This is a genomic window from Anaeromyxobacter sp. SG17 (genome assembly GCF_022690695.1).
Classification (GTDB): Bacteria; Myxococcota; Myxococcia; order Myxococcales; family Anaeromyxobacteraceae; genus Anaeromyxobacter; species Anaeromyxobacter soli.
In genome coordinates this window covers 1-13,137 of the sequence record NZ_JALCYX010000005.1, presented here as the reverse complement: position 1 = coordinate 13,137, position 13,137 = coordinate 1, and the positions used below count along the sequence as shown (strand labels likewise).

Below are 13,137 nucleotides of genomic sequence, written 5' to 3'. Positions count from 1 at the left end.
CCGTCCGGACGGCCGCAGGGGTGGCGTCGCCGCGGCGCGGCCCCAAGCGGCCGAGGCCGCGCCCGCGTGCCTCGCGCACGAGCGGCGTAACGTTCCGGGGCGTCGCGGGTTCACGTTCCGGGGCGGCGTCGGGGGCCGGCTCCAGGGAGCAGAAATGAGCCGCAAGACCCTCATCCTCATCGCCGCCGCGCTCGCGGTCCTCGTCGCCGCGGGCGGGATCTGGCGCTGGAGAGCGGGGGCCGCGGACGCCGAGCCCAAGCTCGAGACGGCGCGGGTGGACCGCGGCCGCATCGTGGCCAAGGTCACCGCCACCGGAACGCTTTCGGCGCTCGTCACCGTCCAGGTCGGGAGCCAGGTCTCGGGCCGCGTCGCGGCGCTGTTCGCCGACTTCAACACGCCGGTGAAGAAGGGCCAGGTCATCGCGCGCATCGACCCGCAGCTCTTCCAGGCGGCGGTCGAGCAGGCGCGCGCGAACACCGTCGCGGCGGAGGGGAACCTCGCGAAGGCGCGGGCGCAGGCCGCGGACGCGGAGCGCCAGCTCCGGCGGTCGGAGGCGCTCGCCGCGAAGAACCTCATCGCGGGGGCGGACCTCGACACCGCCCGCGCCAACGCCGACGGCGCCCGCGCCGGCGTGCAGGCCGCGCAGGGCACGCTCGCGCAGACGCGCGCGGCGCTCCACCAGGCGGAGGTGAACCTCGCCTACACGCAGATCGCCTCGCCCACCGACGGCGTGGTCATCTCGCGCAACGTGGACGTCGGCCAGACCGTCGCCGCCTCGCTCCAGGCGCCGACGCTCTTCGTCATCGCCGAGGACCTCGCGAAGATGCAGGTGGACACGAACGTCGCCGAGGCCGACGTGGGGCGCCTGCGAGCGGGAATGACCGCGACGTTCACCGTGGACGCCTATCCGGGCGAGGCCTTCTCCGGGGCGGTGCGGCAGGTCCGGAACGCGCCGCAGACGGTGCAGAACGTCGTCACCTACGACGCGGTCGTGGACGTGCCGAACGGCGACCTGAAGCTCAAGCCGGGCATGACGGCGACGGTGACCTTCGTCTACGCGGAGAAGGACGACGTGGTCCGCATCCCCAACGCGGCGCTCCGCTTCCGGGCACCACCAGGGTTCGGCCAGGCCGAGGGGGCGAGCGGCGGCGCCGCGCGCGGGGACGCCAGGGCGGCGACCCCGGCCGGCACGGCCGGGCAGGGCGCGAACGGCTCCCGCGGCGCGGGCGCAGGGCGCGGCAGCGGGCGCGCCGGCGATCGGAGCGTCTGGGTCGTGCGTGCCGGGCGGCCGGTGCAGGTGCCGGTGGTGCTCGGCGTCTCCGACGGATCGCTGACCGAGCTCGTGAAGGGCGAGGTCCAGCCGGGCGACGCGGTGGTGACGGAAGCGCAGGCGGCGCGCAGCGGGGGCGCGCCGGGCGGCGGGTTCCCGGGCGGCGGCCGGCGCGGGCCGTTCTAGGAGCGCGCGTGGCGGGACCTTCGCTCATCCGGCTCGAGGACGTCGCCCGGACCTACGTGATGGGGGACGTCGAGGTGCACGCGCTGCAGGGCGTGACGCTCACCGTCGAGGAGGGCGAGTTCGTGGCGGTGATGGGCGCCTCCGGCTCGGGCAAGTCGACGCTCATGAACCTCCTCGGCTGCCTGGATCGGCCGACGCGCGGTCGCTACCTGCTAGAGGGCCAGGACGTCTCGCGTCTCCCGAACGACGCGCTCGCCGCCATCCGCAACCGCACGCTCGGCTTCGTGTTCCAGAACTTCAACCTGCTCGCGCGCACGAGCGCGCTCGAGAACGTCGAGCTGCCGCTCCTCTACGCCGGCATCTCGACCGCCGAGCGGCACGCGCGCGCGAAGGAGGCGCTCGCGCGCGTGGGGCTCTCCGACCGCGCGGACCACCTGCCGAACCAGCTCTCGGGCGGGCAGCAGCAGCGCGTCGCCATCGCCCGCGCGCTCGTCAACCGCCCGCGCGTGCTGCTCGCCGACGAGCCCACCGGAAACCTCGACTCCCGCACGAGCGTGGAGGTGATGGCGCTCCTGCAGGAGCTCGGGCGCGGCGGGATCACCGTGGTGCTCGTCACGCACGAGCACGACATCGCGGAGTACGCCGCGCGCGTGCTCGTCATGCGCGACGGGCGCGTCCGCTCCGACGAGCGGCGCACTCCGCGCCCGGCGGTGCCGCCGCCGCCGGGCCCGCACGAGGCGGTGGAGGGGAGGGTGGGGCCGTGAACCTCCTGCAGACGATCCGGGTCGCGCTGCGGGCGCTGCGGCGCTCGAAGATGCGCTCGTTCCTGACCACGCTCGGCGTGGTCATCGGCGTGTCCGCGGTCATCGCGATGGTCGCCATCGGCGACGGCGCGAACGCGCGGGTGCAGAAGACCTTCGAGGCGATGGGCTCGAACATGCTCATCATCCTCCCGGGCGCCTCGACCTCCGGCGGCGCGTTCGGCGGGTTCGGCAGCCTGCCCACGATCACCTGGGACGACGTCCGCGCGATCCAGACCGAGGTCCCGGCGGTGCGCGGGGCGGCGCCCATCCTCCGCTCCGTCGCCTCCGTCATCTACGAGGACCTCAACTGGACCACCGCCGTGAACGGTACGACCCCGGACTACTTCGTCATCCGGAACTGGTCGGCCGTGCGCGGGCAGCTTCTCACCGCCTCGGACGTCGACGCGGGCACCAAGGTGCTCGTGCTCGGGAAGACCGTCGCCGACCGGCTGTTCGGGCCAGGGGCCGATCCGGTCGGCCAGCAGGTCCGCGTGAAGAACGTTCCGTTCCAGGTTGTCGGGGTGCTCGAGGCGAAGGGGCAGTCGCCGGGCGGGCAGGACCTCGACGACGCGGTGTTCCTGCCGTCCTCCACCTACCAGGCGAAGATCCAGGGCGGGCTCAAGAACGTCGTCTCGGGGGTGGTGTTCATCGGCGCGGCGAGCCAGGCCGACACGGTGCGCGCGGAGTCCCAGATCCGGGCGCTGCTGCGCGACCGTCACCGCCTGCAGCCCGGGGCGGACGACGACTTCTCCATCCGCAACCTCGCGGAGGCGGCGAGCGCGCAGCAGGAGGGGGCGCGCACGCTCACGACGCTCCTCGCGGCGATCGCGGCGGTGTCGCTCCTCGTCGGCGGGATCGGGATCATGAACATCATGCTCGTGTCGGTCACCGAGCGGACACGCGAGATCGGCGTGCGGATGGCGGTCGGCGCGCGCGCCCGCGACATCCTCCTGCAGTTCCTCGCCGAGGCGCTCACGCTGTCCATCGCCGGCGGCGTCATCGGCGTCGTGCTGGGGCTCGTCGTGGCGTGGCGGCTCGCGGTCAGCTTCGGCTGGCCGGTGCTCTTCCGCGCCGACATCGTGGTCGTGGCGGTGGCGTTCAGCGGGCTCGTCGGCGTCGGGTTCGGGCTCTATCCGGCGTTCCGCGCGTCGCGGCTCGATCCCATCCAGGCGCTGAGGTTCGAATGAGACCCGCCGCCCTCGCCCCGCTCCTCGCGCTCGTCGCGGCCACCCTGGCTCCTCCTGCGAGCGCTCAGGAGGCGCCCCTCGAGGCGCAGGCGGCCCCCGCCCAGGCGCCATCCGGCGCTCCCGGCGCGGCAGCGGCGCCGCGCGACGTGATCTCGCTCGACGGAGCGGTGCGCGCCGCGCTCGAGCACCAGCCGCGGCTGCGGCAGGCGCTGGCCACGACGGAGGCCGCCGGCGCGCGCACGGATCAGGCGCGCGCGCCGCTCCTGCCGCAGGTCGATCTCGAGGGGCAGGTCGGGCGGCGCGGCGGCAGCACGCGCTCGGCCGTCGGCGGCACCTCCTCGACGAGCGGGCTGGGCCTCTCGACGAGCACGACGACCTGGAGCGCCGGCGCCTCCGCTCGCCAGGCGCTCGTCGACGTGCAGCAGCTCGAGCGCTGGCGATCCGCGGGGGCGAGCGCCGAGGCGCAGCGGGCGACGGCGCGCGCGACGGAGCAGCAGATCGTGGCGCAGGTCCGGACCGCCTGGTTCGCCGCGCGAGCCGCCCGCGATCTGGTCCAGGTCTCCCAGGACTCGCTCGCCAACCAGGAGGCTCACCTCCGGCAGGTGGAGGCGTTCGTCGAGGTCGGCACACGCCCGGCGATCGACCTCGCCCAGGCCCGCGCGGATCGCGCCAACGCCCAGGTGGCGCTCATCCGCGCCGGGAACGACTACGTCGTGACCCGAGCGCAGCTCGTCCAGGCGATGGGGGTCGATCGCGCCGCCGACTTCGACCTCGGCGACGGCGCGCTTTCGCCCGTGCCCGGTGAGGAGGGGCCCGTCGATCCACTGCTCGCCGAGGCGCTCGCGGCGCGGCCGGAGCTCGCGGCCCTGGGGAGCCAGGCGCGCTCGGACGTGCTGTCGCGCGATGCGGCGCGGGCCGGCTGGCTCCCCACGCTGTCCGCGGGCGCCGCCGTGACCGGCGTGGGGCCCGCGGTCAACGAGCTCGACCGGGGCTGGAACGCCACCGTGACGCTCGGGTGGTCCATCTTCCAGGGGGGCCTCACCCGGGCGCAGACGCGCGAGGCCGAGGCGAACCTGGCCGCGACCGAGGCGCAGACCGACGCGCTCCGCCAGCAGGTCCGCGTCGAGGTCGAGCAGGCGCGCGCGGCGGTGCAGGCGGCGCGCGCCGCCCTCGACGCGGCCGGCGAGGCGCTCGTGAACGCGCGCGAGCGACTCAGGCTCGCCGAGGGACGCTACCAGGCCGGCGCGGGGAGCATCATCGAGCTCGGCGACGCGCAGGTGGCTGCGACCTCCGCGGCGGCGCAGCGAGTCCAGGCCGAGCAGTCGGTCTCCAGCGCGCGCGCGCAGCTCCTGCTCGCGCTCGGGCGCGCCGTGCGCTGACGGCGCGGGTCGGCGCCCGTGGCGGCCCGCCTCGCGGCGCGTGACGCGCTAGCTTTGATCGTGACGTCCAGAGCACAGGTGCCCGGCGCGGGGGTGCGAGCGCCCGCGGGGCTGGCGGCGGCCCGCTCGCCGGCGCGTCGCTGCCTCGTCATCCTCAACGCGCGCGCCGGAGGCGCCGGGACGGAGGACGTGGCCGGCCGGGTGCGCGCGGCCCTCGCCGCCGCGGGCGTCGACGCACGGGTCGTCGCGGCGGAGGGCGACATCGGCGCGACCGCCCGTGCCGCCGCCAGCGACGCAGAGGTGGATGCGGTGGTGGCCGCGGGCGGGGACGGCACCGTGAGCGCGGTGGCGGGCGGGCTCGCCGGTACGCCGAAGCCGCTCGGAGTCCTGCCGCTCGGCACCCTGAACCACTTCGCCAAGGATCTCGGGCTCCCGGCGGACCTCGAGGAGGCCGCGCGGGTGATCGCGTCGGGCGCGCAGCGGCGCGTGGACGTCGCCGAGGTGAACGGGCGGGTCTTCGTGAACAACTCGTCGATCGGGATCTACCCGCACGCCGTCCGCGAGCGCGAGCGCACGCGGCGCCGCCTCGGGAAGTGGATCGGCAAGTGGCTGGCGATGGCGTGGGCGGCGCTGCGCGTGCTCGTGAGGCTGCGCCCCCTGTCCGTGCGCATCCGGTGGGACGGCGGCGCGGGCCCGCGCCGCACGACGTTCGTCTTCGTCGGCAACAACCGCTACGACACGGCGCTCGTCGCGACGCAGCGGCGCGCCGCGCTCGATCGGGGGACGCTCGGCGTGTACGTGGCGACCGCGCCCACTCGCCTCGGCCTGCTCCGGCTCGGCGCTCGCGCCCTCGTGGGCCGGGTCGATCCGGGGCGCGACGTCGAGGCGCTCGAGGTCGCGAGCGTCGCGATCGAGTCGCACCACCGGCGGCTCGCCGTCTCGGTGGACGGCGAGGTGATCTCGCAGCGGCCGCCCATCCGCTACCGCATCCGGCCCGGCGCGCTCACTGTCCTCGCTCCGTGAAGACGATCGCCCACCTCTCCGACTTCCACTTCGGGCGCGAGGAGGCGCGCGTCGTAGAGGCGCTCGTCGCCGATCTCGCCGAGCTCCGCCCGACGGTCGTCGCGGTGAGCGGCGACCTCACCCAGCGCGCGCGCTCCGGCCAGTTCCGGGCCGCGCGCGCCTTCCTCGACCGGATCCCCGCGCCGCGGGTGGTGGTGCCCGGGAATCACGACGTGCCGCTCTACGACGTCGCGCGCCGCTTCCTCTCGCCCCTCGGCCGGTACACGCGCATCGTCACTCCGGACCTCTCGCCGGTGTACGCCGACGACGAGCTCTACGTGGCGGGGGTCTCCACGGCGCGGTCGCTCACGTGGAAGGAGGGGCGGATCTCGGTCGCGCAGATCGAGGACCTCCGCCGCCGCTTCTGCGGGGAGGGCGCAGGTCGGATGCACGTGCTCGTGGCCCATCACCCGTTCGCCCCGACGGCGGACCGCCCGCGCCTGCGCGTCGCCGGCCGGAGCGGCCGGGCGCTCCGCGCCCTCGCGGAGTGCCACCTCGAGGTCCTCCTCACCGGTCACCTGCACCGGCTCGCGAACGGCGAGGTCGAGCACCCCGTGGAGCGGCTCGCGCGGTCCATCCTCGCGTTCCACGCCGGGACCGCCACCTCGGTCCGCCTGCGCGACGAGCCCAACTCCTACAACTGGCTCGAGGTGGACGGCCCGCGGATCGTCCTGTCGGTGCGGAGCTTCGACGGCGCCGCCTTCCGTTCGGTCCAGCGGCGCGTGTTCGAGCGCCGCGACGACGGCTGGCGCGCCGCGGACGGCCGCGCCATCGAGACGCCCGCGCCGCTCCCGGCGCCAGCGGATGCGCAGCTCACGTGAGCGCCTAGAACCCGGCGGCCATCTCGCGCGCCTTCTCGCGCGCGAGCGGCAGGGCGGCCTCCACCTCGGGCGACAGCGCCTCGCCGAACGCGAAGTCCCGGCCGGCGATGGTGACGAGCGCGCCGGGCGGCGCGTGGCCGAAGATCGCGCGGGCGAGGCCCAGGATCTCCTCCGGCGTGAGGGAGTGGAGAATCGCCTCCCGGGCGGGTCGCGGGACGAGCCGGGCGGCGCGCACGTCGCCCGGCGTGCCGGCCACGGACGCGTCGAGGAAGAGCACGCCGTCGACCGTCGCGACGGCCTCCGCGTGCTCGGGGCGGAGCTCCGGCACCTCGAGCACCTCGAGGCCGGGCACGAGCGCGTCGAGCCCGTGCGCAACGGCGAGCCCGGCGCCGTCGTCGGCGCGGATCGCGTGTCCCATCGCGAAGGCCAGGATCCTCACGGCACCCTCTCCAGGAGCGACGAGGTCTAGCACGTCTCCCCCGGACCCGTCGCGTCCGTCGGTCGGGGGGCGCAGGCGGGGGAGCGTCAGAGCGCCGGGTGCTCCCCGCCGAGGTGGAAGTGACACCCCTCGCAGTCCATCTTCGAGCGGGTGTCCTCGAGGGAGCCGTCCTTCTCGTGACACCTGGCGCAGCCCGCGCCCGCGGCGGCGGAGGTCACCGGCAGCGGTCGCTTCGCCGCCTGCGCGTTGAGCAGCTCCGCCGCGCGGCGCGCGACGCTCGCGGTCAGGATCCCGCAACGCTCCTTCCGCTCGTCGCTGAACGACCTCTTCCCTGAGGCCTCGCACCATCGGGACACGGAGGTGTGGCAGAGCGGCGAGCCCGCGATGGACTGCACGTTCGGATGCGCAGCGGCCGTGAGCACGAGATCGGGCAGCGGCTCGCGCTCGTACCAGGCGAACAGGGCGTCCACGAGCGGGCCCGGCTCCTTCGAGAGCAGCTCGAACGCGGCCGCCGATCCGTTCAGCGCGCCGCAGATCGTCGCCCAGCCGTTCACCCCGCCGGCGCCGTACTTCATGACGTCGAACGGGAAGCTCGCGTAGGGATCGCCCAGCGCGTCCGCCACCGAGCCCACGAGCGCGTCGAACGCGCCGAACATGCAGTGGCCCCGCGCGTACGCGGAGAACGCGCGCGAGGCGACGCGGTCCGGGGCGAGCGTGACGTAGGGCCAGGGGACCGTGGCGAGCTTGCGGTGCGCGTCGGCCGTGGCGTGCTTCACCGCCGCGGCGGCGCTCGCGCCTCCGCCGAGGACCGCCGTACCCGCGACGGCGCCGACCAGCGTCGCGAACCGTCTGCGCCCGGTGACCTTGTCGAACATGGCGAGCCTCCGAGGCCCCGCGCCGCGCGCGGTCCGCGCGTTCGCCGGACCTCCGGAAGAGCCTGGGCGTCTGGCCGCGCGCACGCCATCGGGCGGTGCGTCGCAGCCACACGCGGGCGCGGCGGCCCGCGCCAGGTCGCGGAACGCGCGGCGCGTGGCCGCTCCGGGAGCTCAGCGGGGGCGGCCGCCCTGGCCGTCTCGATCGCCCCCCGCGGCGAATGCGCGCGCCGCGGCCGCGAGCTCGGCGAGCCGGGCGGCGACGCGGCCGTTGAACGAATCGTGCGGGAACGCGCCGCTCGCGTCCGGGGCGCCGGCCGGCAGGCCCGAGAGGAGCTCGATGCCCTGGTCGATCGTGGCGACGGGGTACACCCGGAAGCTTCCCTCCTGGATGGCGGCGAGGACCTCGTCGCGGAGGACGAGGTGCGGCACGTTCGAGGCGGGCACGAGGACGCCCTCGTCGCCGCGGAGCCCGCGTGCACGGCACACCTCGAAGAAGCCCTCGACCTTCTCGGTGACGCCCCCGACCGCCTGGACGTTGCCGATCTGGTCCACGGAGCCGGTGACCGCGAGCGACTGGCGCAGCGGGACGCCCGAGATGGCCGAGAGCAGCGCGTACAGCTCCGCCGAGGAGGCGCTGTCGCCCTCGACGCCTCCGTACGACTGCTCGAACACGAGCGTGGCCGCGAGCGCGAGCGGCGCCGCGCTGCAATAGCGCCCGCCCAGGAATCCCGCCAGGATGAGCACGCCCTTCGAGTGGATCGGCCCGCCCAGCTCGACCTCGCGCTCGATGTCCACCACCTCGCCCCGCCCGAGGCGCATCCGCGCCGTGATCCGGCTCGGGCGACCGAAGGCGCGCCGGCCCGTCATCATGACGGAGAGGCCGTTCACCTGCCCGACGCGCGCGCCGGCGGTCTCGACGAGGAGCGTTCCGCGGCGGATCTCCTCGTCTCTGCGATCGCGGAGGCGCCCGGCGCGGCGCTCCTGCGCGTCTATCGCGGCGCGCACGTCGCGGGCCGTCACGGTGGCGCGACCCTCGCCGGCTGCGGCGTGCGCCGCCTCGGTCACGAGGTCGTGGATCGCGCCGGCGTCGGCGGTGATCCGGGTCGAGTCGCCCGCGCGGCGCGTCGCCTCTTGCAGGACCCGCTCGACCGCGCCGCGGTCGAACGGCGGCAGCCGCTCGCGCCGGCCGATCGTCGCGACGAGCCGCGCGAAGTCGCGGTCGAGCTCGGGCGTGCGGGGGAGCTCGTCCTCGAAGTCCACCTCGACCTTGAAGAGCTGCGAGAACTCCGGGTCGAGGAGCGAGAGGAGCTGGTAGAGCACGCGATCGCCGAGGAGCACGATCTTCACGTGCAGCGGGATCGGCTCGGGCTCGAGCGTCGAGGTGCCCATCACGCCGAGCAGCCGCTCTGCCGGGTCGATCCGGATCTCGCGCGCCCGGATCGCGCGCTTGAGCGCGTCCCACGCGAACGGCTGCACGAGGAGCTTGCGGGCGTCGAGCACGAGGTAGCCGCCGTTCGCGCGGTGGAGCGCGCCGGCCCGCACGAGCGTGAAGTCGGTGACGAGCGTGCCCATGTGCACGTGGTGCTCCACGTGCCCCGAGAGGTTCGAGAGCGATGGGAGGTCCTCGTGGACGACGGGGGCGCCGCCGTGCGCGGCGTGCTCCACGAGGAGGTTCGCGACGTACCGCCGGAGCACGGGCGTGTCCGCGAGGAGCTTGCGCAGGGCGGCCGGGAGCTCGGCCGCGCCGTCGAGGGCCGCGAACAGCTCGTGCACCCGCTCGACGAGGTCCACCTGGACGGCGTCGAGGTGCTCGAGGACCGCCGGCACGTCCGCGTAGCGGCGCCGGAGCTCGTGGAGGAGCGCACCGGCCGCGCGGACCGTCACGTCGTCGTTCACCTCCTTCACGCGCTCGCGGTGCCGGCGCTCGAGGTCCGGCATCGTCCGGAGCACCTCGGCGAGCTGGTTCTGCAGCTCCCCGATGTCGCGCCGCAGGCGCTCCTGCACCTCCTCGGGCAAGGTCTGGAACGCGTCCGGCCCGATTATCTCGCCCTTGTTCGCGGGCGCGAACGCGAACCCGATCGGCCCGTGCAGCAGCGCGATGCCGCGCTCCTCGGCGCGCCGCCGGATCTCGTCGATCGGCGCCTCTCGCGCCTCGTCCCGCTCCTTCTCGAGGATCTGGACGCGGGCGTGGTAGTCGCGGCTCTCGAACGCGGAGGGCAGGGCGTCGCGGAGCTCCGCGACCAGGCGATCCAGATCGGCGCGCAGCTCGCGCCCGCGCCCGGGCGGCAGCTCGACGCGCCGGGGCCGGCGCGGGTCGGCGAAGCCGTTCAGGTAGCACCAGTCCGAGGGGGTGGGCGCGTCGAGCGCGGCGCGCCCGAGCATGCGCATCACGAACGTGCGCTTCCCCGCGCCGGGCGGGCCCATCACGTAGGCGTTGTAGCCCTCGCCGCCCACCGAGACGGCGAGGCGCAGCGCCTCGGTCGCGCGGGCCTGCCCGAGCGGTCCCTCCAGATCCTCGAGCTCGGCGGTGGTCTCGAACGCCATCTCGCGCGCGAGGCCGCGCGGCCGGAGGGACGCCGCGGACAGGGGGGCGTTCGGCATCACGCCTCCGCCCGGACGCGGAAGCGCTTCTCCAGCTCCCCGAGCTTCTCGACGATCCCCGTGTACTCGAGCTCGGACATCGGCAGCATCGCCGCGCCCACGAACCCCTGGCGGCGGATGCGGATGGCGGCCTCCGCCACCTCGCGGCGCACGGCGTCCCAGAACGGATGCGCGAACGCGTCCACCGGGCCGGCGAGCTTGCCGTTGCGGACCGAGAACGCCGCGCAGGTGACGATCGGCGGCCCGTCGAAGAAGCTCACCGGGGATCCGAGCGTCACGGGCATGAGCGGCATCTGGTGCGAGCCGCGCATCCCGCCCGCCACGAGGTGGCCGAGGTGGAAGGGCGCGAGCACCTCGCCCGTGGCGGGGAAGTCCATCTGGCAGCGGACGAGCATCACCGGGTCGTCCTTGCCCGTGTACTTACCGGCGATGTTGTGGAGCCGCGACGTCGCGACCGCGACCGCCTGCGCCCCGCTCGCCCGCGACCAGATCGACTCGACGACGAACCGCTCCGGGTCGCGGAGCAGCACCGCCAGGTCGTAGAGGTTCTCGGGGGCGTCGAGCTCGATGACGCGGTCCTGCATGGTGTGCTGCACGTCCATCACCACGAACCGGAACCCCTTCGTCATCCGCGGCGCGAGGAGGAGGCCGGGGGTGTTCATCGGGTCGGCGAAGGCGAGGTAGAGCGGGAGATCGAACGCTCCGGGGTCGGTCTTGTCGGCGGCGAAGAGGAGGAACGGCTCCGAGGCGCGCTCCTCGATCTCCAGCTCGGCGACGGCGGGTCCCATCCCGCGCACGTTCCCGCTGAACGAGTCCTTGAGGAGGTCCTGGCCGGCGCCGTAGAGCCCCTGCGCGCGCGCGACCTCGGTGCCCGCCACGAACGCATCCCAGGCCAGCCGGTGGATGCCGGAGTCGCCCGTGCCCTTCCGGTGGGTCATGAGGATCGCGATGTCGTCGCCGGTGTGGCCGACGTGGACGTCGAGGAGGAGCTCTCTCCCGGCCTCGCGGACGTGGCGCTCCACGGCGGCGACGAGCTCGGGCGAGGGCGCGAGGTGGCCTCCGATCGATCCGACGTCCGCCTTGATGACGCTGAGCGTGAGCTTCATGGCGACCTCCCGCGTCGCGTGCCCTGACGCCTTCGAGCCTCCCGCCACGGCGGGGGGCCGGCAATGCCGGACGTTGGGTTCGCCCGCTGGGGGCCGCGCCCTCGGGCGCGGGTGCCCGCCGTCCGCCGCCTCGCCCGCTTGGCGAGCGCGTCGACGGCGACCATCGCGGGGGCGCAGGCGGCGAGCCACGGCCACGCTCGGGCGGGGAGGGGAGCGGTGCCGAACATGGCCTGGAGGGGCGGCGCATACACGATCGCGAGGAGGAGGAGGAGCTCCGCGGCGATCCCGGCGACGAGGAGCGGCCCGGGACGGTGGGCGCGCAGGGCAGGCACCCGCTCGGATCGGCAGGCGAGGACGTTGCCGACCTGGCAGCAGACGATCGCGGCGAACGCGGCGGTGGTCGCGGTCCGCTCGGTGGCCGCGAGCGCGGCGGGCGCCGTGTGGCCGAGGAGCGCGGGCGTCGCCGCCTGGAGCTCGCCCAGCGAGAGGCCCGCGGCGTGCCAGACGGCCGCGAACGCGCCCATGCACGCCGCGGCCTCGGCGAGCCCAAGGACGCCGTAGGCGCGCACGAGGACCGCCGCGTCGAGGAGCCGGCGCGCGCGCGGCCGCGGCGGGACGCGCATGGCACCGGGCTCGGGCGGCTCCGCGCCGAGCGCGAGCGCGGGGAGCATGTCGGTGCCGAGGTCGATCGCGAGGATCTGGAGGATCCCGAGCGCGGGCGGGATGCGCAGCGCGGCCATGGCGAGGAACGGCACGATCTCGGGGACGTTGGAGGTGAGCACGTACGCGAGGAACTTGCGGGCGTTCGCGAAGGTCGCGCGGCCCTCCTCGACGGCCGCCACGATGCTCGAGAAGTCGTCGTCGAGCAGCACCACGTCGGCCGCGGCGCGCGCGACGTCGGTCCCGCCCTGGCCCATCGCCACGCCGACGTGCGCCGCATGGAGCGCAGGCGCGTCGTTCACGCCGTCGCCCGTGACCGCGACCACGCGGCCGAGCCGCTGGTACGCGCGGACGAGGCGCAGCTTCTGCTCCGGGTTCGCGCGCGCGAAGACGAGCGGGTCGCCGGTGGAGAGGAGCGCCTCGACGGCGCGGTCGTCGAGCGCGTCCAGCGCGGGCCCCTCGACGACGCGTGCCCCCTTGCGCCACAGCCCGACCTCCTCGGCGATCGCGCGCGCGGTGAGGGCGTGGTCGCCGGTGACAACGGTGACCGTGACTCCGGCGCGGCGGCACGTGGCGAGCGCCTCACGCACGCCGGGACGCGGTGGATCCTCGACGCGAAGAGGGCGAGGAGGGTGAGGTCCCGCTCGACCTCCTCGAGCGGGAGCGCCGCCAGCTCGGGGCCGCCCGCCCGCAGCGCGACCGCGACGACCCGGAGCCCGCGCGCGGCGAGCGCGTCCTCGGCGCCGAC

11 protein-coding genes are annotated in these 13,137 nt (G+C 75.3%); 6 read left to right on the top strand and 5 right to left on the bottom strand.

Annotation, left to right across the window (positions count from 1 at the left end; genetic code table 11):
- The first annotated feature begins 154 nt into the window (after positions 1-154).
- Genes MNY60_RS03760 through MNY60_RS03735 form a run of 6 tightly spaced genes read left to right on the top strand, consistent with a single transcriptional unit; the run spans position 155 to position 6,708 of the window.
- On the top strand, positions 155-1,456 hold the full coding sequence (locus tag MNY60_RS03760) for an efflux RND transporter periplasmic adaptor subunit (RefSeq protein ID WP_242360052.1): 1,302 nt from the start codon (positions 155-157) through the stop codon (positions 1,454-1,456).
- A gap of 8 nt (positions 1,457-1,464) precedes the next feature.
- Complete coding sequence (locus MNY60_RS03755) at positions 1,465-2,220, top strand: ABC transporter ATP-binding protein (RefSeq protein ID WP_308197054.1); 756 nt, start codon at positions 1,465-1,467, stop codon at positions 2,218-2,220.
- Positions 2,217-3,446 carry an ABC transporter permease gene (locus MNY60_RS03750; protein WP_242360051.1) on the top strand — a complete coding sequence of 410 codons (1,230 nt, stop codon included), beginning with the start codon at positions 2,217-2,219 and terminating at the stop codon, positions 3,444-3,446. The genes MNY60_RS03755 and MNY60_RS03750 overlap by 4 nt, the downstream gene beginning before the upstream one ends.
- Positions 3,443-4,825 (top strand): TolC family protein, encoded by a 1,383-nt coding sequence (locus tag MNY60_RS03745; RefSeq protein ID WP_242338433.1) that lies wholly within the window; start codon positions 3,443-3,445, stop codon positions 4,823-4,825. Before MNY60_RS03750 ends, MNY60_RS03745 begins: the two co-directional genes overlap by 4 nt.
- A 60-nt stretch (positions 4,826-4,885) precedes the next feature.
- Positions 4,886-5,848 (top strand): diacylglycerol kinase family protein, encoded by a 963-nt coding sequence (locus tag MNY60_RS03740; protein WP_242338431.1) that lies wholly within the window; start codon positions 4,886-4,888, stop codon positions 5,846-5,848.
- Entirely contained in the window at positions 5,845-6,708 is an 864-nt protein-coding gene (locus tag MNY60_RS03735; protein WP_242338429.1) for a metallophosphoesterase, read from the top strand. Before MNY60_RS03740 ends, MNY60_RS03735 begins: the two co-directional genes overlap by 4 nt.
- A gap of 4 nt (positions 6,709-6,712) precedes the next feature.
- Here MNY60_RS03735 and MNY60_RS03730 read toward each other — a convergent pair whose 3' ends face one another.
- From MNY60_RS03730 to MNY60_RS03710, 5 genes are all read right to left on the bottom strand, one after another.
- Positions 6,713-7,147 (bottom strand): hydrogenase maturation protease, encoded by a 435-nt coding sequence (locus MNY60_RS03730; protein WP_242360050.1) that lies wholly within the window; start codon positions 7,145-7,147, stop codon positions 6,713-6,715.
- A gap of 86 nt (positions 7,148-7,233) precedes the next feature.
- Positions 7,234-8,022 carry a C-GCAxxG-C-C family protein gene (locus tag MNY60_RS03725; protein WP_242338425.1) on the bottom strand — a complete coding sequence of 263 codons (789 nt, stop codon included), beginning with the start codon at positions 8,020-8,022 and terminating at the stop codon, positions 7,234-7,236.
- Between the two features lie 171 nt (positions 8,023-8,193).
- The gene (locus tag MNY60_RS03720; RefSeq protein ID WP_242360049.1) at positions 8,194-10,623 is read right to left on the bottom strand and encodes a Lon protease family protein; all 2,430 of its coding nucleotides are present in this window, start codon (positions 10,621-10,623) and stop codon (positions 8,194-8,196) included.
- Positions 10,623-11,729 (bottom strand): fructose-1,6-bisphosphate aldolase/phosphatase, encoded by a 1,107-nt coding sequence (gene fbp, locus MNY60_RS03715; RefSeq protein WP_242360048.1) that lies wholly within the window; start codon positions 11,727-11,729, stop codon positions 10,623-10,625. The genes MNY60_RS03720 and fbp overlap by 1 nt, the downstream gene beginning before the upstream one ends.
- A partial coding sequence (locus MNY60_RS03710; RefSeq protein WP_277956835.1) for an HAD-IC family P-type ATPase occupies positions 11,726-13,137 on the bottom strand: 1,412 nt, incomplete at its 5' end. The genes MNY60_RS03710 and fbp, both read right to left, overlap by 4 nt.

What these genes read in the sequence shown, in the direction of transcription:
- MNY60_RS03725 (WP_242338425.1), bottom strand. Translation starts at nt 8,022, where the DNA reads ATGTTCGACAAGGTCACCGGGCGCAGACGGTTCGCGACGCTGGTCGGC.
- MNY60_RS03745 (WP_242338433.1), top strand. Translation starts at nt 3,443, where the DNA reads ATGAGACCCGCCGCCCTCGCCCCGCTCCTCGCGCTCGTCGCGGCCACC.
- MNY60_RS03760 (WP_242360052.1), top strand. Translation starts at nt 155, where the DNA reads ATGAGCCGCAAGACCCTCATCCTCATCGCCGCCGCGCTCGCGGTCCTC.
- fbp (WP_242360048.1), bottom strand. Translation starts at nt 11,729, where the DNA reads ATGAAGCTCACGCTCAGCGTCATCAAGGCGGACGTCGGATCGATCGGA.
- MNY60_RS03720 (WP_242360049.1), bottom strand. Translation starts at nt 10,623, where the DNA reads ATGCCGAACGCCCCCCTGTCCGCGGCGTCCCTCCGGCCGCGCGGCCTC.